This window comes from Photobacterium sp. 2_MG-2023 (genome assembly GCF_030547675.1).
Lineage (GTDB): Bacteria > Pseudomonadota > Gammaproteobacteria > Enterobacterales > Vibrionaceae > Photobacterium > Photobacterium arenosum.
The window spans coordinates 189,543-208,473 of record NZ_JAUOQQ010000002.1 but is presented as its reverse complement, the minus strand read 5'-3'; the positions used below and the strand labels follow the sequence as shown (position 1 = coordinate 208,473).

Here is an 18,931-nt window from a genome sequence, read left to right as displayed (position 1 = left end):
AGTATTTTCTTAACTCAGCGACTGGGCGGCTTAAAGTTCATCGCCTACGCCGCCGATGGTATCCTCTTCGCCCTGCAAACTCGCCAGTAAACGATTGAGTTCCAGAGTCGCAAACCTGTGCTCAACAAACTCGTAGACATTGCCAGCTAAAGCCAGTTTGTACAGCTGAACAGCTTCCGCATACTGGTTGTTATGCTGATAACGCTTGGCCATGTAGAAGTAGCTCTCAGTTAAACGCTCCGCCATCTGTTCATTGGTTTCACTGTTTGTCACTATGCCATCGAGAAGCTGTTGTTCCGATTCGCCGCCAAGCAGCATACCGGCAATGTTCCAGCCCCAGTCTTCGCGTTCTGCCCGGTCAAACCGGTTCTGCAGACTCTGTTTGGCTTTGTCCGGCTCTGATTCCAGCTCAACCATATACAGCCAGATAGCACGGTAAGGATCATTGGGATCCTGCTGATAATGCGCCAGTAAATCCTGTTTGGCTAAGTCAAAACGACCGCCATAATACAGCGCGATACCGCGGTTTCGCTGTGCAAACGGATGGCTGACATCCAGTTCCAGTGCAGAGTCAAACGCCTCGTAGGCCGCGTCAAAATGCGCACTCTGAGTAAAATATACCCCAAGAATATTAAAAATATCAGGCTGTGCAGGATACAGAGACAGCGACTGGTTAAAGTCCAGCCGGGCCAGATCACGCAGGCCAATGCCATCATGAAGCAGCCCGCGCTCATAGTAGATCTGCGAACGGGTTTCATCGTTAAGATCACTGCGTCCCAACAGCTGATCAATACGCGCCAACTGGATTTGTTGCTGTATGGTTGGCTGCAGCGGGACCGCAATCAACGGCTGCTCCCAGCTGGAATAGGTACTCGTAGAACACCCAGCCAACATAACGGCCATCGCAATGGCTACGTACTTACACCTCTTTGCAAACAATGCCATTCTCCCCTGCCCGTGCGAACCCGTTGCCGCCCATCAACACTTGATGAGCCAAAGGTAGCGATTCGGTTTTGATAGTTCATTGGTATAAAAAAGGGGCTGTCACAGCCCCACTTTTATTACTTAATGAAGACAGGCTTATCCAGATGGATTAAGCATCTTCACCAGCGGCTGGTGCCTGCTCAGGCTGTGCTTCCTTCATGCTCAGACGGATGCGGCCCTGACGGTCGATTTCCAGCACTTTGACCTGTACTTCCTGACCCATTTGCAGGTAATCAGAAACCTTCTCAACACGCTCCTGAGCGATTTGAGAAATGTGTACCAGGCCTTCTTTTGTACCGATAACAGAAACAAAAGCACCAAAATCAACAATTCGCACTACTTTACCAGTATAGATGCGGCCAACTTCAACGTCTGCGGTGATTTCTTCGATACGGCGAATCGCTTCTTTCGCAGCAGTCCCTTCGGTTGCTGCAATTTTCACTGTGCCGTCGTCTTCGATTTCAATCGTTGTACCGGTTTCTTCAGTCAGCTGACGAATTACCGCACCACCTTTACCGATCACATCTTTGATCTTCTCTGGGTTGATCTTCATCGTGTGGATACGAGGAGCAAACTGAGAAATGTCATCGCGAGCAGTGCTGATAGCCTGATCCATCACACCCAGGATGTGAATACGGGCGCCTTTAGCCTGATTCAGAGCAATCTGCATGATCTCTTTAGTAATACCTTCGATCTTGATATCCATCTGCAGTGCAGTAATACCGTCGTTAGTACCGGCCACTTTAAAGTCCATGTCACCCAGGTGATCTTCATCGCCCAGAATATCAGACAGAACCACGAAATCGTCGCCTTCTTTCACCAGACCCATAGCGATACCCGCTACAGAAGCTTTGATTGGCACACCGGCATCCATCAGAGCCAGAGAGGTACCACATACAGACGCCATAGAAGATGAACCGTTTGATTCAGTGATCTCAGATACCACACGTACAGTGTACGGGAACTCGTCAACCGATGGCATTACTGCCTTGATACCACGCTTAGCCAGTTTACCGTGGCCGATTTCACGACGCTTAGGCGAACCCACAAAGCCAGTTTCACCTACACAGTATGGAGGGAAGTTGTAGTGCAGCAGGAAGTGTTCTTTACGCTCACCGGTCAGCTCGTCCAGGATCTGCGCGTCACGCTGCGTACCCAGAGTGGCAGAAACCAACGCCTGCGTTTCACCACGGGTAAACAGTGATGAACCATGAGTACGTGGCAGTACACCAGTACGAACGTCCAGAGCACGAACCATGTCTTTTTCACGGCCATCAATACGCGGGTTACCGGCAATGATGCGGCTGCGAACCACGTTCTTCTCCAGAGAGCCCAGCATATCGCGGACTTCGCGCTCATCCAGTGCTGCATCTTCTGCCAGCAGTTCAGCTACCACGTCAGCTTTGATGGTGCCCACTTTCTCGTAACGCGCCATCTTTTCAGTGATTTGGTAAGCTTCTGTCAGACGACCTTCTGCTTTTTCAGCCACGCGTGCTTTCAGCTCGGTGTTAACAGCCGGAGCCACCCAATCCCACGCCGGGGTTGCCACTTCTGCAGCGAATTCTTTGATGGCGTTGATCACAGTTTGTTGCTGGTCATGACCAAAAACAACCGCTTGCAGCATTTGCTCTTCAGTCAGGCGGTCTGCTTCTGATTCAACCATCAGAACTGCGTTATCTGTACCGGCAACAACCAGATCCAAACGGCTCTCAGCCAGTTCTTTGTTACTTGGGTTCAGCACAAGCTGGTCATTGATGTAACCCACACGGGCTGCACCGATTGGACCGTTGAAAGGAATACCTGAGATAGCCAGAGCGGCAGAGGTACCAATCATGGTCACGATATCTGGGTTAACGTCCGGGTTAACAGAAACCACAGTCGCAATCACCTGTACTTCGTTTTTGAACGCATCAGGGAACAACGGACGGATTGGACGGTCAACCAGACGGGCTGTCAGGGTTTCATTTTCAGAAGGACGGCCTTCACGTTTGAAGAAACCACCCGGGATTTTACCGGCAGCGTAAGTACGCTCCTGGTAGTTAACAGTCAGAGGGAAAAAGTCCTGGCCTTCTACCGCTTCTTTTTTGCCCACAACAGAAACGAAGACGGAAGTGTCATCCATGCTAGCCATTACAGCGGCAGTAGCCTGACGCGCCATCACACCGGTTTCCAGTGTTACGGTATGGTTGCCGTACTGGAAGGTTTTAACGATAGGATTCACGTGAATTTCCTTAAAATATTGATCTGCTTTTCTATTTGCGTCTGTAAGTATATCCGACACAGCAAAAAGCGTCATGTGAAGTGGGGTACTTTAAGCACATTTCACGCATCGCGACTAATGGCAAAAGCCGATTTGGGCAGCCTCTGTCAATAGCCGCGACCTCTAGGTCGACGAAAACGACTCGTGAACGCTATTCAGTACCGTTTTAAAACAACTTTCCAGTCAGAGATTGGCATCTCCGACCGACAGATGCAAAAAAGAAAGGAGCCAATCGGCTCCTTTCTTCCAGCAATCTTAGCGACGCAGACCCAGACGCTCGATCAGAGACTGGTAACGACCCAGATCTTTGCCTTTCAGGTAGTCCAGCAGCTTACGACGACGAGAAACCATGCGCAGCAGACCACGACGGCTGTGGTGATCGCCTTTGTGCTCTGCAAAGTGACCTTGCAGGTGGTTGATCTGTGCAGTCAGCAGTGCAACCTGAACTTCAGGTGAACCCGTGTCGTTTGCGCCTTGCGCGTATTCAGCAACGATAGTTGCTTTAGTTTCTGCATTCAGAGACATAACTCATTCCTAATACAAAATAGTAAAATTTGTGCCAGCCAATCTCTGATTCAGCCGGCACCCGAGCCGCGAATTATACGCACCTGTCCGGAAGGCCGCAAGCGGAATATGATTCACCAGACAGGCCGCTGAGCGGCTTATTTTTCTTCGTCAGCCTTGTCACGATTGGCCAGCACACGCTTAGGCGCCACCATGTTTTCGGCATTGATTTCACCCACACCGATAAAATCACGTTGCTCACCAGCCGTCAGCCGAACCAATGTGCCTGCATCAGGAACACGACCGGCCTGAACTGGCTGGCCATGGAGTACATAACTGGCGACACCCGGCAGTAAGTTCACTTCCGGTAAATCCTGTACTGCCGAGTCTGTTGGCAACAGCAGCGGATCCAGCAGCTCTTTCGGCTGAATATCCTGCTCTCTGGCCTGCTCCAGCAGCGCTTCGAGCTGCTCTAGCGTAACCATTTTGTCCAGCGGGTACTTAGAGACACCGATACGGCGCAGATAAGTGACATGTGCTCCGCAGCCCAGCATCTCGCCCAGATCATCAACGATAGTGCGGATATAAGTGCCTTTCGAGCAATGGACTTCCATCTCAACTTCGTTGTCGCTAAAGCGCAGCAGTGAGATTTCATACACTGTGATATCGCGGGCTTCACGGGGTACTTCTTTGCCTTCACGGGCATATTCGTACAACGGGCGTCCCTGATATTTCAGCGCCGAAAACATAGACGGTATTTGCTTGGTTGTCCCACGGAACTTGGCAATACAACGTTCCAGCAGACCACGGTCTACCTTCACTTCGCGCGTTTCGACCACTTCGCCATCCGAATCCGAGGTATTGGTACGCTCGCCCAGCTTGGCGATGACCCGATAACGCTTATCTGAATCCAGCAGGAACTGGGAAAACTTGGTGGCTTCCCCCAGGCAGATTGGCAACATACCCGTCGCAAGCGGATCCAAAGCGCCGGTATGGCCTGCTTTTTCCGCAAAAAAGATACGTTTTACTTTTTGCAGGGCATCATTTGATGTGATGCCGCCCGGCTTATCCAGCAGCAGAACACCGTCTACCGGACGCCCTTTACGACGACGCGCCATCAGCTATCCTCACCTTCATCCTTAGGTTCGTCAACGCGGCGTGCTTCGTCATCACGAACAACCTTGCTTACCAGGTTGGAGATGCGCATGCCTTCGGTCAGTGACTGGTCGAAAATAAAGTTCAACTCAGGTGTCACTCGCAGACGGATTTGCTTACCCAGCAGTGAACGAATGTAAGGTGCCATTTCGCGCAACGCTTCCAGGCTGTCTTCCGGTGTTTGTTCACCGATAGTCAGGAAGGTGACATAAACTTTGGCGTATCCCATATCACGGGAGACTTCCACACTGGAAATTGTCGCCATGCCAATGCGGGGATCTTTAATTTCGCGTTGCAGAATCACTGCCAGCTCTTTTTGCAGCTGCTGAGCAACACGTTGTGTACGGCTGAATTCTTTAGCCATTTGATTCTCTCTCTAAAAGTCGGCCGCCTACCTCGACACAAAGGGGAGCCGAAGCTCCCCAGTGTTTATTCCAGGTCAGCGAGCAACCTGATTAATCCAGCGTACGCTGAATTTCAACGATTTCGAAAACTTCAATCTGGTCACCAACGCGAACATCATTGTAGTTCTTCACGCCGATACCACACTCGTAACCGTTCTTCACTTCTTGTACGTCATCTTTAAAGCGACGCAGTGATTCCAGCTCACCTTCGTAAATAACAATGTTATCACGCAGTACACGAATTGGGTTGTTGCGCTTGATGGTACCTTCGGTAACCATACAACCTGCAATTGCGCCCAGTTTCGGTGACTTGAACACATCACGCACTTCAGCCAGACCGATGATTTCCTGCTTGAACTCAGGGGACAGCATGCCGCCCATCGCTGCTTTCACTTCATCAATCAGCTGATAGATGATGGAATAGTAGCGCAGATCCAGGTTCTCAGCTTCGATAGTCTTACGGGCTGACGCATCAGCACGAACGTTGAAGCCAAGCAGAATAGCGTTAGACGCTGCAGCCAGTACGGCGTCAGTTTCAGTGATACCACCTACGCCAGAACCGACGATGTTCACTTTCACTTCTTCAGTTGACAGCTTGCGCAGTGAATCGGCAATTGCTTCCACAGAGCCCTGTACGTCAGCTTTCAGCACAACATTCAGTTCAGCCACTTCACCTGCAGTCATGTTAGAGAACATATTCTCCAACTTGGCTTTCTGCTGGCGAGCCAGTTTCACATCGCGGAACTTACCTTGACGGTAAAGTGCAACTTCACGCGCTTTACGTTCATCACGTACAACTGTCGCTTCGTCACCAGAAGACGGTACACCTGACAGACCCAGAATCTCAACCGGGATAGATGGACCTGCTTCTTCAATTTCACGGCCCAGTTCATCACGCATAGCACGCACGCGACCATATTCCAGGCCACACAGTACGATGTCACCTTTGCGTAGCGTACCTTCCTGAACCAGCACAGTCGCAACCGGACCACGGCCTTTATCCAGGCGGGATTCAACCACGACACCTTTCGCCATGCCTTCAGAAACGGCTTTCAGCTCCAGAACTTCAGCTTGCAGCAGAATCGCTTCCAGCAGACCATCGATGTTCGTACCCTGCTTCGCAGAGATGTGAACAAACATGTTCTCGCCGCCCCACTCTTCCGGCATAACATTGTACTGTGCCAGCTCGTTCTTCACATTGTCTGGGTTAGCATCTTCTTTATCGATCTTGTTCACAGCAACAATCAAAGGAACGCCTGCCGCTTTGGCATGCTGAATCGCTTCTATTGTCTGTGGCATAACGCCATCGTCTGCGGCAACAACCAGGATAACGATATCCGTTGCCTGAGCACCACGGGCACGCATAGCGGTAAACGCGGCGTGTCCAGGGGTATCCAGGAAGGTGATCATTCCGTTGTCAGTTTCAACGTGGTATGCACCAATGTGCTGCGTAATACCACCGGCTTCGCCTGCAGCAACGTGCGCTTTACGGATGTAATCCAGAGTAGATGTTTTACCGTGGTCAACGTGACCCATGATAGTAACAACAGGAGCACGAGGAACAACTGCCAGGTTTTCGTCGCGATCAGACAGTACGGCTTCTTCGAGCTCGTTCTCTTTACGCAGGATAACCTTGTGGCCCATTTCTTCAGCAACCAGCTGCGCGGTTTCCTGATCGATAACCTGGTTGATGGTGGCCATAGCGCCAAGCTTCATCATCACTTTGATGACTTCAGCCGCTTTCACCGCCATCTTGTTGGCCAGTTCAGCAACCACTATGGTTTCACCGATCACAACATCCGCTTTAGCAACGGTGGCTGTTTTGTCGAAACCATGACGCATTGATGTAGGCTTGCTCATTTGCTGTTTGCCACGACCACGCTGGTTACGGCCGCCACGCTGAGGCATCGCACGCTCACGCGGCTCATCACCCTTAGGACCGCTGGCAGCTTTTTTCTTCTTAGCACGGCGGCGAGATTCTTCCTCGCGGCGGTCTTGTTCATCTTCCGCCGCACGGGCATAGGTGGAGGTAGTCGTGTGGTAGTCTGATTGTTCCATAGCACCTGTTTCCTGGTCCTTTTTCGACCAGTTCTTTTCATTGATTTCTGCCATTTTGCGTGCCTCTTCTAGCTGACGCTGACTGTCTTCCTCGGCTTTACGCTTGGCTTCCTCTTCCCGGCGGCGTTGCAGTTCTTCAGCTTCTTTTTTAGCCTGTTGCTCAGCAGCGCGTTTCGCTTTCTCTTCTGCCTGACGTGGATTGGTATCCACGGCATCACGATTAGCTTGCTTCTCCGACTGCTGGGCTTTCTCTTCTGCTAAGCGTTTTGCTTCCGCTTCACGCTGAGCTTTTTCTTCAGCTTCACGTTTAGCACGCTCTTCAGCTTCGCGCTTCGCTGCTTCTTCTGCAGCACGCTTAGCGTCCTCTTCAGCCTTGCGCGCGTCTTCCGCACGCTGCTCTTCTTCAAGGGCTGAACGCTTGACATAGGTGCGCTTTTTACGCACCTCTACTTGAATGTTTTTACTCTTTCCGCCTGTACCCGATACACTCAGCGTGCTACGGGTTTTGCGTTGCAGAGTCAGGCGGGTCGGTGCCTCGTCAGTGTTACCACCGTGTTCTTTCTTCAGGTGGCTCAACAGAGACTCTTTTTCCTGTTGGTTGACACTGTCTTCAGCTTTTTTGCTGATACCAGCATCGGCAAACTGTTGAAGCAAACGATCAATCGGGGTACCGATTTCTTCGGCAAGTGCCTTAATTGAAACCTCTGACATGCTGCTCCTCCCTTGCTAATTAATTATGCTTCGTCGCTGAACCAGCAGATATTACGGGCAGCCATGATCAATTCACCCGCGCTGGTTTCATTCAGGCCTTCGATGTCCAGTAGGTCATCAGTACCTTGGTCAGCCAGATCTTCCAGCGTACAGATACCTTTAGCGGCCAGTTTGAACGCCAGGTCGCGTTCCATACCATCCAGGCTCAGCAGGTCTTCGGCAGGCTCAACCCCATCCAAAGACTCTTCCTGCGCAAGGGCAATAGTGGTCAGTGCTTCTTTCGCACGGTTACGCAATTCGTTAACCGTATCTTCGTCCAGGCCGTCAATTGACATTAATTCCTGAACAGGTACATAGGCTACTTCTTCCAGGCTGGTAAAGCCTTCTTCAACCAGAACGATCGAGAATTCTTCATCGATTTCCAGGTATTTAACAAACAGATCAATCGACGCCTGCGCTTCGGCCTGGTGCTTTTTCTGCAGATCTTCCACAGTCATCACATTCAGCTCCCAGCCTGTCAGGACAGATGCCAGTCGAACGTTTTGACCGCTACGACCGATGGCCTGCGCCAGATTGTCTTTCTCAACCGCGATATCCATGGTGTGGTTGTCTTCATCAACGATGATAGAGCTCACCTCAGCCGGTGCCATAGCATTGATAACGTACTGAGCGGCGTTTTCGTCCCACAGTACGATATCGATACGTTCACCACCCAGCTCACCGGATACCGCCTGAACACGCGCACCACGCATACCAACACAAGCACCGACAGGATCGATACGTTTGTCATTGGTTTTCACTGCAATCTTGGCACGAGAGCCAGGATCACGGGCAGCGCCCATCAGTTCGATCATCTCTTCACCGATTTCCGGTACTTCGATGCGGAACAATTCAGACAGCATTTCAGGCTTAGAACGAGTCATGAACAACTGGAAACCACGCGCTTCCGGGCGCACAGCATACAGCAGACCACGTACGCGGTCACCTGGACGGAAGTTTTCACGTGGCAACTGGTCTTCACGCAGAATCACAGCTTCAGCGTTGTTACCCAGATCAACAATAATGGCATCGCGGTTGACTTTCTTCACCACGCCGGTGATCAGCTCACCTTCATTATCGATAAACTGTTCAACGATCTGCGCACGCTCAGCTTCACGCACTTTCTGTACGATAACCTGTTTTGCCGTTTGAGTAGTGATGCGGTCAAAGGTTACAGAATCAATCTGCTCTTCAACATAATCACCCAGCTCTACAGTTTCATCGTCATACTGCGCGGCTTCCAGAGTCATTTCCAGAGTTGGCGCCGTTACTTCATCCACGGCTTTCCAGCGACGGTAAGTATCGAAGTCGCCCGTTTTACGATCAATCGCAACACGCACGTCAATTTCAGCTTCGTACTTTTTCTTTGTTGCTGTTGCCAGTGCGATCTCCAATGCTTCGAAGATACGCTCACGCGGAACAGCTTTCTCGTTGGATACCGCTTCAACGACAGCCAAGATTTCTTTGTTCATTTCTAATGCCCCAATTTAGCGGTTAGAATTTTGGAACCAGGTTGGCTTTGGCAATATTGCTAAGCGCAAAGGTTTCTTCATCGCCTTTCACGTTCAACGTGACTAGCTCACCGTCAACGGCAACAATGTCACCTTTCCACTTACGGCGATTGTTCATCGCCATTTTCAGGACCAGGCTGACCTCGTGGCCAATAAACTGCTCATAATGTGCCGCTCTGAACAGCGGACGTTCCAGACCCGGGGAAGAAACCTCCAGGTTATAAGCAACAGTAATAGGATCTTCAACATCCATCACTGCACTGATCTGACGGCTCACGTCGGCACAATCATCGACTGTGATACCGTTTTCGTGGTCAATGAACACACGCAACGTGGAATGTTCACCCGCACGAATAAACTCCAGACCCACCAGTTCATAGCCCAAGGCAGTAACTGGCGCTTCCAGTAGTTCAGTTAGTTGCATCTCTAAAGCGGTCAAGACAACCCCCTGGAAACAAAAAAAGGGCATTAAAGCCCAGTAGATACCTGAATGGTCATGTTTCAGATAATAAAAAACCCCGAATTACGGGGTTTATTATCTCTGGACCCTGATAGCTAAAACCTCTTAAGGTTATAGCAGAAAAACGAAATCGATTCTGTTCCGGGAATCGTCGTCTTTCAAAACTCGGTTATGGCGCCGGTTTAATCTGGGCGGCAATCCATCGATGGCCTGAGAAAATAACTCAAACCTTCGTCCAAGTTGGTTGCGGGGGCCGGATTTGAACCGACGACCTTCGGGTTATGAGCCCGACGAGCTACCAAGCTGCTCCACCCCGCGTCCGTAATTCTGAGAGCGATTATATCTCTCAGTGGTTACTCTTTCAAGTAACGGAAACAATGGTGCCGAGAAGGGGACTTGAACCCCTACACCTTACGGCACTAGCACCTCATGCTAGCGTGTCTACCAATTTCACCATCTCGGCAAATCTGTTAATTACTGAGGAATATCGCTATTTACAGGCGCTTGCTCAGTTGTATCAACAGCTTGTTCTTGCTGTGCTGGGGCACTTAAGTTTTCCCAGCCACTTGTTGCATCCGCTTGTTTTGCGCTTAAATTGCCCAGAACCAAGCTGATCACAAAAAATACAGTTGCAAAAATTGCAGTCATTCGGGTCAAAAAATTACCAGAGCCGCTGGCACCGAACAAAGTTCCTGATGCACCAGCCCCGAATGAGGCTCCCATATCTGCGCCTTTACCCTGTTGAACCAGAACCAGGCCAATTACACCAAGCGCAGCCAACAGATAAATCACAAGTAGAATTTCGTACATGGGTTCCACCTATGTTCCATAGTGTTGTGCCGGCTTTGCAACAGCAGTGCCAGCGCACCCCTTTGTCAGGAGCGAGGGAATACTAGCGAATGCCGACAGGAGTGACAAGCGATTTTTCTCAGAATGTAGTGATTGATGAATCGCTTGTGTAATAAATAAACAGTTTTCAGATAAGGATTCCGGTTAAAGACTGACAAACCGGAATCCCTTTCAAGGCAAGCTGTTAACAGCACTCTTTCACAGCAGCAGCAATCGACAAGGCCGAATCACTCACCAGAGTACCGTCTTCACCTTCAACCATGACACGAATGAGCGGCTCAGTACCAGATTTACGCAATAATACGCGACCACGCTCACCGAGTTTCGCTTCTGCGGCTGCTTTTGCGCTCAGTACCGCCTCAGATTCCAATGGGTTGGAATCGCCAGAGAAACGGACATTTTCCAGCACTTGCGGGAACATTGTCAGCCCTTCACACAAGGTTTTGAGTGACAATTTACTGCTGACAATTGAGGCCATCACCTGCAGGCCAGCCACTATGCCGTCACCTGTCGTCACTTTGTCCAGCACTATGACATGGCCAGAGTTTTCCGCGCCAATGGTCCACTGGTTTTTAACCAGCTCTTCCATCACATAGCGATCGCCGACCTGAGCGCGAACAAACGGGATACCCAGATTTTTCAGCGCCAGCTCCATCCCCAGGTTTGTCATTAATGTACCTACGACGCCCCCTTTCAGCTCGCCACGACGCAATGCATCACGGGCAATGATATACGCAATCTGGTCACCGTCGACCTTGTTACCGTCTTCATCGACCATGATCACCCGGTCACCATCACCGTCCAGTGCAATACCGAAATCCGCTTTTTCCTGCAGGACTTTAGCCTGCAAGGCGCGCACATCCGTAGCCCCGACCTCGGCGTTGATATTAATACCATTTGGCTCGCAGCCCAGTGTGATTACTTCCGCACCCAGCTCGCGAAAGACGTTCGGCGCAATGTGATAAGTGGCACCGTGAGCGCAGTCGACAACAACCTTATAGCCTTCCAGACTCAAATGGGATGGAAACGTTCCCTTGCAAAATTCGATGTAACGGCCGGCCGCATCGTTAATCCGATAGGCTTTGCCGAGGCTGGCAGATTCGACACAGACCAGTTCTTTATCCATTTCAGCTTCGATGGCCGCTTCTACAGCGTCAGGCAGTTTGGTCCCCTCAGACGAGAAGAACTTGATACCGTTGTCATAATACGGGTTATGAGAGGCCGAAATCACAATGCCTGCTTCAGCACGAAATGTCCGCGTCAGATAGGCCACGGCAGGTGTCGGCATTGGCCCGGTAAATGCGGCCTGCAAACCTGCGGCGGCCAAACCGGCTTCCAGTGCAGATTCCAGCATATAACCGGAAATACGTGTGTCTTTTCCAATAATGACTTTTTTAGTGCCCTGCTGTGACAACACGCGGCCCGCCGCCCAGCCCAGTTTCAATACAAACTCAGGGGTGATGGGTGACTGGCCAACACGGCCACGGACACCATCGGTGCCGAAATATTTACGTTCAGCCATTAATATTCGCTCCTAGCGCTTTATTTTCCTGTTCAAGCGTCATACGGCAGACAGCCAGTACATCCTGTGTTTCACGGGTATCATGGACACGGATAATCTGGGCGCCTTTCATCGCTGCAATGGCAGCGCAGGCCAGGCTCCCTGCCAGTGCTTCCGCAGGTGTTTTATTCAGTAATTTACAAATCATGGATTTTCTGGACATTCCTACCAGCAGCGGTAAGCCAAACTGATGGAACTGCTCCAAATGTGCCAGCAACTGATAATTGTGTTCCAGGGTTTTACCAAAACCGTACCCAGGATCCAGCAACAGTTGATCACGACGAATACCGGCTTTTTCACAGGCTTGAATGCGCTCCGAAAGAAACGTATTCACATCTGACAGCAGGTCATCATAATGCGGCTGATGCTGCATTGTACGCGGTTGGCCCTGCATATGCATTAAACAAATAGGAACACCGGCAGCCGCAGCGGCTTCCATTGCACCCGGCTCAAGCAGTGCGCGAATATCATTAATTAAATCGGCCCCGGCATTGACGGTTTCAGTCATTACTTGCGCTTTACTGGTATCCACTGAGATCCAGCAATCAAATCGCTGGGCAATTGCTTCCACAATAGGCACAACACGGTCGAGCTCTTCCGCGACTGACACATCGGCCGCACCGGGTCGGGTCGATTCACCGCCAATATCAATGATACTGGTTCCGACGGCCAGCATGTCTTCAACATGTCTTAAGGCGTCGTCCAACTGATTGAATTTACCGCCATCAGAAAATGAATCCGGGGTGAAATTGAGGATTCCCATGGTATGAGGATAAGAAAGGTCTAATGTTTTTTCTTTGCTTTTCAGTAACAAGGCCCATTACTCCTGACTGGGGGAGCGCTCATACTATACCGAGGCTCGCTTGTTTCTTTACAACTGAGAATATCTGACACAGCAGAAACAAAAAACCCCGAGTCACCCCGGGGTTTTATATTCACCGCCAGGCATCAGGCCTGCGGTTTATCATTTTCTTCGCTGTGGTGTGGCTGAACCTGCTCAGGCTTCTCAGCCGGCTTGTCGCTTGCCGCATCATTGGCTTTGTCTTGTGACTCAGGAGCTTCCGCTTTCAGGGTGTCATCTTTGTCACCCCAGCCTTTTGGTGCGCGAATTTCAGATTTACGCTCCATCAGGTCGTCAAGCTGACCCGCATCTATGGTCTCATACTTCATCAATGCATCTTTCATTGAGTGAAGAATATCCATATTACCCGCCAGGATTTCACGCGCTCGCTCATAGTTACGGTCGATAATGGCACGAACTTCAGTATCAATAGTACGCGCAGTATCATCAGACATGTGTTTTGTCTTAGTCACTGAACGACCCAGGAATACTTCACCCTCATCTTCCGCGTACAGCAGAGGACCCAATTTATCCGAGAAGCCCCACTGAGTAACCATTTTACGAGCAATATCAGTCGCACGCTCAATGTCGTTTGATGCACCGGTAGAGACTTTTTCTACCCCGTAGATCAGCTCTTCTGCCAGTCGGCCACCGTACAGGCTGGAAATCATCGACTCCAGATACTCTTTGGAGTGGCTGACGCGATCCTGCTCCGGCAGGTACATGGTCACACCCAGTGCCCGACCCCGAGGGATAATGGACACTTTATAAACCGGGTCATGATCCGGTACCAATCGGCCAATAATGGCATGGCCCGCTTCGTGATAAGCAGTCGATTCTTTCTGCTCTTCAGACATCACCATAGATTTACGCTCAGCGCCCATCATGATCTTGTCTTTCGCCAGTTCGAATTCCACCATAGACACAGTACGCTTGTTGCCACGGGCAGCAAACAGCGCCGCTTCGTTCACCAGGTTGGCCAGATCAGCACCAGAGAAACCTGGCGTACCACGGGCAATCAGTGATGGTTCAACATCCCCATCCAGCGGTACCTTGCGCATGTGCACTTTCAGGATCTGTTCACGGCCACGCACATCGGGCAGACCGACAACGACCTGACGGTCGAAACGACCAGGACGCAACAGGGCCGGGTCCAGAACATCTGGTCGGTTGGTAGCTGCAATCACGATAATACCTTCGTGACCTTCGAAACCATCCATTTCCACCAGCATCTGGTTAAGTGTCTGCTCACGTTCATCGTGACCACCACCAACGCCCGCACCACGCTGACGACCTACTGCATCAATTTCATCGATGAAAATAATACAAGGTGCCGCTTTCTTCGCTTGCTCAAACATGTCACGGACACGGGATGCACCCACACCGACAAACATTTCGACGAAGTCAGAACCAGAGATAGTAAAGAAAGGGACTTTCGCTTCACCGGCTATGGCTTTGGCCAGTAAGGTTTTACCCGTACCAGGAGGACCTACCATCAGCACACCGGTTGGAATTTTACCACCCAGTTTCTGGAAGCGGCTAGGATCACGCAGGTAATCCACCAGCTCTTTCACGTCTTCTTTGGCTTCATCGCAGCCGGCAACGTCGTTGAACGTTGTTTTAATCTGGTCTTCACTCATCATGCGTGCTTTAGATTTGCCGAACGACATGGCACCTTTGCCACCTCCGCCCTGCATCTGGCGCATAAAGAAAATCCAGACCCCGATCAGTAACAGCATCGGGAACCAGGATATGAAGATAGAAGCCAGTAAGCTCGGCTCTTCCGGTGGTGTCCCAACCACTTTTACGTTGGCATTAATCAGATCGTCCAGCAATTTCTGATCATTCAGGACAGGCAAGTAAGTCACATAACGGGTGTTATCACGCTTAAATACCGTAATTTCACGATCACTGAACCGTACTTCCCTAATCTGATCCTGACCGATTTCCCGGACAAAAGTCGTATAGTCGACTTGACGGCCAGCACTATCTCCCGGACCGAAGCTCTGAAAAACAGACATCAGCACCACGGCGATGACTAACCACAAAATCAAGTTTTTTGCCATGTCACTCAAGGTGTTAACCTCGCGATAACTTTAAAGATGAATGTAGGGTACTACAGTTTATAACCTGTAGCCACAATATAGACTTCACGGGAGCGATCCCTGGATGAGTCTGGTTTACGGATTTTAACTGCCTTGAACATGCTGCGCACCTCGGCCAGATACTGATCGAAGCCTTCGCCCTGGAAAACTTTTACCGCAAAACTTCCATTGGGCGCAAGCACCTGCCTGCACATATCTAATGCTAGTTCAACAAGATACATTGCTCTAGGCTGATCTGACGCCAGATTGCCGCTCATGTTCGGCGCCATGTCAGACAAAACAACATCAACCATATCTGGCTGAATTCGCTCAAGTAATGCATCCAGCACAGCTTCTTCACGGAAGTCGCCCTGTAAAAAGCTCACACCAGGCAGGGAATCCATTGGCAGAATATCACAGGCAATCACTTGCCCTGAATCGCCAACAACACTGGCCGCATACTGAGACCAGCCCCCGGGTGCAGCACCCAGATCGACAACTGTCATCCCTGGTTTTAACAACTTATCTTTGCTCTGGATTTCCTCCAGTTTGAAAATGGCTCGGGAACGGTAACCCTTTTTCTGGGCTTCCATGACATACTTATCATCAAAATGTTCCTTCAGCCAGCGTCCAGAACTGGCAGAATGTTTCTTTTTACTCATGCATTACCCAATGCGAATCAACCCAACAGCCGATGGTTCCCGTTCTGGTTCAGCAGTACTACTTTTACTGTGGCCCAGAGTTGGCAGGAACACCAGCGTAACGAAACAACGTTAGTCATATTGACTAGATGGCGTTAGAATACCCTGTTTTCAACCCTTGTTATAGATATTGAGTCACCATGAATCTAAGCACCAAACAGAAGCAATACCTGAAAGGCCTTGCTCACAGCCTCAAGCCTGTAGTCCTGATGGGCGCCAACGGCCTGACTGAAGCCGTGCTGTCTGAAATCGAACTGGCCCTGAACCACCATGAACTGATCAAGGTGAAGGTTGCCGCTGAAGAGCGCGAAACCAAGCTGTTGATTGTTGATGCCATCGTTCGTGAAACTCAGGCAGAAAAGGTACAGGTTATCGGTAATATCCTGGTGCTGTACCGTCAGTCGGAAGACAGGAAAATCGAACTTCCCCGCAAATAAAAAAGGCCGCCAACGCGGCCTTTTTTACTTTTCAAGGCCCGGTTGCTGTTACATTTATTAACAATAAAGCACCAGGCCCTGACCATTAAACGTACTCGACCTTTTCGATCTCAAACTCTTTTCGGCCACCAGGCGTGGCAATACTGACTTCATCACCTTCCTGTTTACCAATCAAACCACGGGCAATTGGCGAATTAACCGAAATCAGACCTTTCTTAATATCAGCTTCATCATCCCCTACGATGCAGTAAGTCACTTCACCGTCAGTATTCACATCCAGCAAAGTCACTGTGGAGCCAAAAATCACTTTTCCGTGATTCGTCATCTTGGTGACATCAATAACCTGAGCAACAGACAACTTATACTCAATATCGCGAATCTGTGCTTCACAGATCCCCTGCTCCTCTCGGGCCGCGTGATACTCCGCATTCTCTTTCAGGTCACCCAGCTCACGAGCTTCAGCAATGGCCTCTGTAATCTGTGGACGACGTTTCATCAAGGCGTCCAGCTCTTGACGCAGCTGCTGTTCGCCGCGGACTGTCATTGGGATCTTTTCCATAAAGTAATCTACCTCGAAACGCCAGAAAAGCAGGATTGCTTTTCGGACAAAAAAAAAGCCAGCCCAGCACAAGTCTGGGCTAACGCATGAATAGAAGAAACGGCTTTTCTGCCTAACAAGATACCTAATACACGACCTCGGATGCAACCTCTGTCTACAGCTTGCGGTTTAGTCGCTGTCTATCCATCATATTACGTTGCTTGCAGCCCTGCACAATTTCGCAGTGCGGCCGCCAGAAGCTGCTTTTGCCTGAGCTCCCTGCTGCACAAGCACGATGGTATTCGGAATAGGAAAATATATCTTACAGGATATTAACGAACTTTCATTGCCACTCTGCTCTCTTACCCCCTATGATTGCCAGTTAGGTTTACAACGGCTCTTCACCATTATGAAAAAGAAAGTTGGCTTATTTCTCGCTGCACTCGTGTTATCCCATTCGGTATTTGCCGAATTTTCTCCTGATGTGGCGATGACATCACTCCCCTCAGGGCATGATCTGGCTCTCATTATTACTGACCCGGAAACGGGCAACGCCATTTTCAGCCAGCGTGCTGAACAATTGCAGGCTCCCGCCAGCACTCAGAAACTGCTGACGGCCTTAGCTGCCAGACTGTACCTGGATCAAAACTTTCGTTTTACTACTCGGCTAGAGCAGAACAAAGAGCACTATATTATCCGCTTCAGTGGCGATCCAACGCTATCGCGTGGAGATCTTGCTGCTATGCTGCACGCTTTGAAGCAAAAAGGTGTACATCGCATCAAAGGGAATATCTACCTCAACGGCAGCCAGTTTACCGGCTACGAGCAAGCATCCGGCTGGCCCTGGGATAGCCTTGGCGTCTGTTACAGTGCCCCAGCCAGCAGTATCACTCTGGAACACAACTGTGTTCAGGCGGCCTTATACAGTGACCGGCCACTGGGCCAGCCGACCCGGCTTCATATCCCTGCCCATCAGCCAGTCAGTGCCACCAGCTTTGCCAAAGTCGTCAGCAAAGCGCAGCAAAAATCCACCTTCTGTTCTTTGGAGCTGCAAACCCAGCCCGGCAACCATTACCAGCTCAACGGCTGCCTGCCGCAGCGGGACAAGCCCTTGCCGCTGAATTTTGCGGTCGTGGATACCGAGGCCTATGTCCGCGATGTGCTATTGCAAGAGCTCGACAGAAGAGGTATAGCTTTTGATGGCGAAATCCTGCGCGATGATACTCAAACAGGCCAGCAGATCACCAGTCACAGCTCTGCACCCTTACCGGCATTGCTGAAAATTATGCTGGAAGATTCTGACAACCTGATTGCTGATAACCTTGCCAAAACCCTGGGGCAGCGCTTCTATGATCAACCAGGCAGTTTTCACAATGGCACTGAAGCAATCAAGCAGATCATAGCTGAGCATACCGGTATCGATCTGAGCCGGGCGGTGCTGGCCGACGGTTCTGGCTTATCACGGGACAACCGCATCATGGCCAGTGATATGATGAAAGTAATGACTTACATCTACCAGCATAATGACAGCCTGAACTTACTTGCTGATTTGCCCGTGTCTGGCGAATCGGGCACCCTGCGTTACCGCCAGAGTATCCGGCATGAGCCGCTGAAAAGTCGACTGGCCGCTAAATCGGGTTCTCTCTACGGCACTTTCAATTTAGCCGGCGTGATGACAGCCAAATCCGGCAAACCTTTATTATTTGTTCAGTTTGTCACTAACTATCTGCCACCAGAAAAAACAGAAGATGCCCCGGCTGTCATGCCGGAAATTTTCAGATTCGAACGTCAGCTATATACAGATCTGTATGAATCGTTTTAACCAGATACAAGC

Annotated in this window: 16 protein-coding genes and 2 tRNA genes; 2 read left to right on the top strand and 16 right to left on the bottom strand. The window is 50.4% G+C overall.

Going from position 1 to position 18,931, the window contains the following annotated elements:
* Positions 1 to 30: 30 nt before the first annotated feature.
* From nlpI to rlmE, 15 genes are all read right to left on the bottom strand, one after another.
* Positions 31 to 939: a lipoprotein NlpI gene (nlpI, locus tag Q4491_RS03610; protein WP_225445137.1), complete on the bottom strand. Its 909-nt coding sequence runs from the start codon at positions 937 to 939 to the stop codon at positions 31 to 33.
* A gap of 154 nt (positions 940 to 1,093) precedes the next feature.
* Positions 1,094 to 3,205 carry a polyribonucleotide nucleotidyltransferase gene (gene pnp, locus Q4491_RS03605; RefSeq protein ID WP_192015589.1) on the bottom strand — a complete coding sequence of 704 codons (2,112 nt, stop codon included), beginning with the start codon at positions 3,203 to 3,205 and terminating at the stop codon, positions 1,094 to 1,096.
* Positions 3,206 to 3,499: 294 nt separating this feature from the next.
* On the bottom strand, positions 3,500 to 3,769 hold the full coding sequence (gene rpsO / locus Q4491_RS03600) for a 30S ribosomal protein S15 (RefSeq protein WP_027253065.1): 270 nt from the start codon (positions 3,767 to 3,769) through the stop codon (positions 3,500 to 3,502).
* A 137-nt stretch (positions 3,770 to 3,906) separates the two neighbouring features.
* Positions 3,907 to 4,866, bottom strand: a complete 960-nt coding sequence (gene truB / locus Q4491_RS03595; protein WP_192015588.1) for a tRNA pseudouridine(55) synthase TruB — start codon at positions 4,864 to 4,866, stop codon at positions 3,907 to 3,909.
* On the bottom strand, positions 4,866 to 5,267 hold the full coding sequence (rbfA, locus tag Q4491_RS03590) for a 30S ribosome-binding factor RbfA (protein ID WP_192015587.1): 402 nt from the start codon (positions 5,265 to 5,267) through the stop codon (positions 4,866 to 4,868). The genes truB and rbfA overlap by 1 nt, the downstream gene beginning before the upstream one ends.
* A gap of 91 nt (positions 5,268 to 5,358) precedes the next feature.
* Entirely contained in the window at positions 5,359 to 8,076 is a 2,718-nt protein-coding gene (gene infB / locus Q4491_RS03585) for a translation initiation factor IF-2 (RefSeq protein WP_192015586.1), read from the bottom strand.
* A 23-nt stretch (positions 8,077 to 8,099) separates the two neighbouring features.
* Positions 8,100 to 9,587 carry a transcription termination factor NusA gene (gene nusA, locus Q4491_RS03580; protein WP_192015585.1) on the bottom strand — a complete coding sequence of 496 codons (1,488 nt, stop codon included), beginning with the start codon at positions 9,585 to 9,587 and terminating at the stop codon, positions 8,100 to 8,102.
* Positions 9,588 to 9,609: 22 nt separating this feature from the next.
* The gene (gene rimP, locus Q4491_RS03575; RefSeq protein ID WP_303454685.1) at positions 9,610 to 10,065 is read right to left on the bottom strand and encodes a ribosome maturation factor RimP; all 456 of its coding nucleotides are present in this window, start codon (positions 10,063 to 10,065) and stop codon (positions 9,610 to 9,612) included.
* Positions 10,066 to 10,327: 262 nt separating this feature from the next.
* Positions 10,328 to 10,404, bottom strand: a tRNA-Met gene (locus Q4491_RS03570).
* Between the two features lie 60 nt (positions 10,405 to 10,464).
* A tRNA-Leu gene (locus tag Q4491_RS03565) sits at positions 10,465 to 10,549 on the bottom strand.
* Between the two features lie 11 nt (positions 10,550 to 10,560).
* Complete coding sequence (gene secG, locus Q4491_RS03560; protein ID WP_192015583.1) at positions 10,561 to 10,896, bottom strand: preprotein translocase subunit SecG; 336 nt, start codon at positions 10,894 to 10,896, stop codon at positions 10,561 to 10,563.
* A 223-nt stretch (positions 10,897 to 11,119) separates the two neighbouring features.
* Complete coding sequence (glmM, locus tag Q4491_RS03555) at positions 11,120 to 12,457, bottom strand: phosphoglucosamine mutase (RefSeq protein WP_303454681.1); 1,338 nt, start codon at positions 12,455 to 12,457, stop codon at positions 11,120 to 11,122.
* Positions 12,450 to 13,310, bottom strand: coding sequence for a dihydropteroate synthase (folP, locus tag Q4491_RS03550; protein WP_303454678.1), 861 nt, complete (start codon positions 13,308 to 13,310; stop codon positions 12,450 to 12,452). Before folP ends, glmM begins: the two co-directional genes overlap by 8 nt.
* Positions 13,311 to 13,444: 134 nt before the next feature.
* Positions 13,445 to 15,403: an ATP-dependent zinc metalloprotease FtsH gene (gene ftsH, locus Q4491_RS03545; RefSeq protein ID WP_192015580.1), complete on the bottom strand. Its 1,959-nt coding sequence runs from the start codon at positions 15,401 to 15,403 to the stop codon at positions 13,445 to 13,447.
* Between the two features lie 50 nt (positions 15,404 to 15,453).
* The gene (gene rlmE / locus Q4491_RS03540) at positions 15,454 to 16,083 is read right to left on the bottom strand and encodes a 23S rRNA (uridine(2552)-2'-O)-methyltransferase RlmE (RefSeq protein ID WP_027253075.1); all 630 of its coding nucleotides are present in this window, start codon (positions 16,081 to 16,083) and stop codon (positions 15,454 to 15,456) included.
* Between the two features lie 179 nt (positions 16,084 to 16,262).
* On the opposite strand from rlmE, the gene yhbY reads away from it, so the two are divergent.
* Positions 16,263 to 16,559, top strand: a complete 297-nt coding sequence (gene yhbY / locus Q4491_RS03535) for a ribosome assembly RNA-binding protein YhbY (protein ID WP_027253076.1) — start codon at positions 16,263 to 16,265, stop codon at positions 16,557 to 16,559.
* Between the two features lie 85 nt (positions 16,560 to 16,644).
* On the opposite strand, the gene greA is transcribed toward yhbY, so the two are convergent.
* On the bottom strand, positions 16,645 to 17,118 hold the full coding sequence (greA, locus tag Q4491_RS03530; RefSeq protein WP_192015579.1) for a transcription elongation factor GreA: 474 nt from the start codon (positions 17,116 to 17,118) through the stop codon (positions 16,645 to 16,647).
* A 388-nt stretch (positions 17,119 to 17,506) separates the two neighbouring features.
* On the opposite strand from greA, the gene dacB reads away from it, so the two are divergent.
* Positions 17,507 to 18,919 carry a serine-type D-Ala-D-Ala carboxypeptidase gene (dacB, locus tag Q4491_RS03525; protein ID WP_303454667.1) on the top strand — a complete coding sequence of 471 codons (1,413 nt, stop codon included), beginning with the start codon at positions 17,507 to 17,509 and terminating at the stop codon, positions 18,917 to 18,919.
* Positions 18,920 to 18,931: the final 12 nt, after the last annotated feature.

Excerpts from the sequence above, each read along its gene's own strand:
- glmM (WP_303454681.1), bottom strand. The coding sequence starts at position 12,457 with ATGGCTGAACGTAAATATTTCGGCACCGATGGTGTCCGTGGCCGTGTT.
- rlmE (WP_027253075.1), bottom strand. The coding sequence starts at position 16,083 with ATGAGTAAAAAGAAACATTCTGCCAGTTCTGGACGCTGGCTGAAGGAA.
- infB (WP_192015586.1), bottom strand. The coding sequence starts at position 8,076 with ATGTCAGAGGTTTCAATTAAGGCACTTGCCGAAGAAATCGGTACCCCG.
- truB (WP_192015588.1), bottom strand. The coding sequence starts at position 4,866 with ATGGCGCGTCGTCGTAAAGGGCGTCCGGTAGACGGTGTTCTGCTGCTG.
- secG (WP_192015583.1), bottom strand. The coding sequence starts at position 10,896 with ATGTACGAAATTCTACTTGTGATTTATCTGTTGGCTGCGCTTGGTGTA.
- yhbY (WP_027253076.1), top strand. The coding sequence starts at position 16,263 with ATGAATCTAAGCACCAAACAGAAGCAATACCTGAAAGGCCTTGCTCAC.
- rbfA (WP_192015587.1), bottom strand. The coding sequence starts at position 5,267 with ATGGCTAAAGAATTCAGCCGTACACAACGTGTTGCTCAGCAGCTGCAA.
- dacB (WP_303454667.1), top strand. The coding sequence starts at position 17,507 with ATGAAAAAGAAAGTTGGCTTATTTCTCGCTGCACTCGTGTTATCCCAT.
- rpsO (WP_027253065.1), bottom strand. The coding sequence starts at position 3,769 with ATGTCTCTGAATGCAGAAACTAAAGCAACTATCGTTGCTGAATACGCG.
- greA (WP_192015579.1), bottom strand. The coding sequence starts at position 17,118 with ATGGAAAAGATCCCAATGACAGTCCGCGGCGAACAGCAGCTGCGTCAA.
- ftsH (WP_192015580.1), bottom strand. The coding sequence starts at position 15,403 with ATGGCAAAAAACTTGATTTTGTGGTTAGTCATCGCCGTGGTGCTGATG.
- nusA (WP_192015585.1), bottom strand. The coding sequence starts at position 9,587 with ATGAACAAAGAAATCTTGGCTGTCGTTGAAGCGGTATCCAACGAGAAA.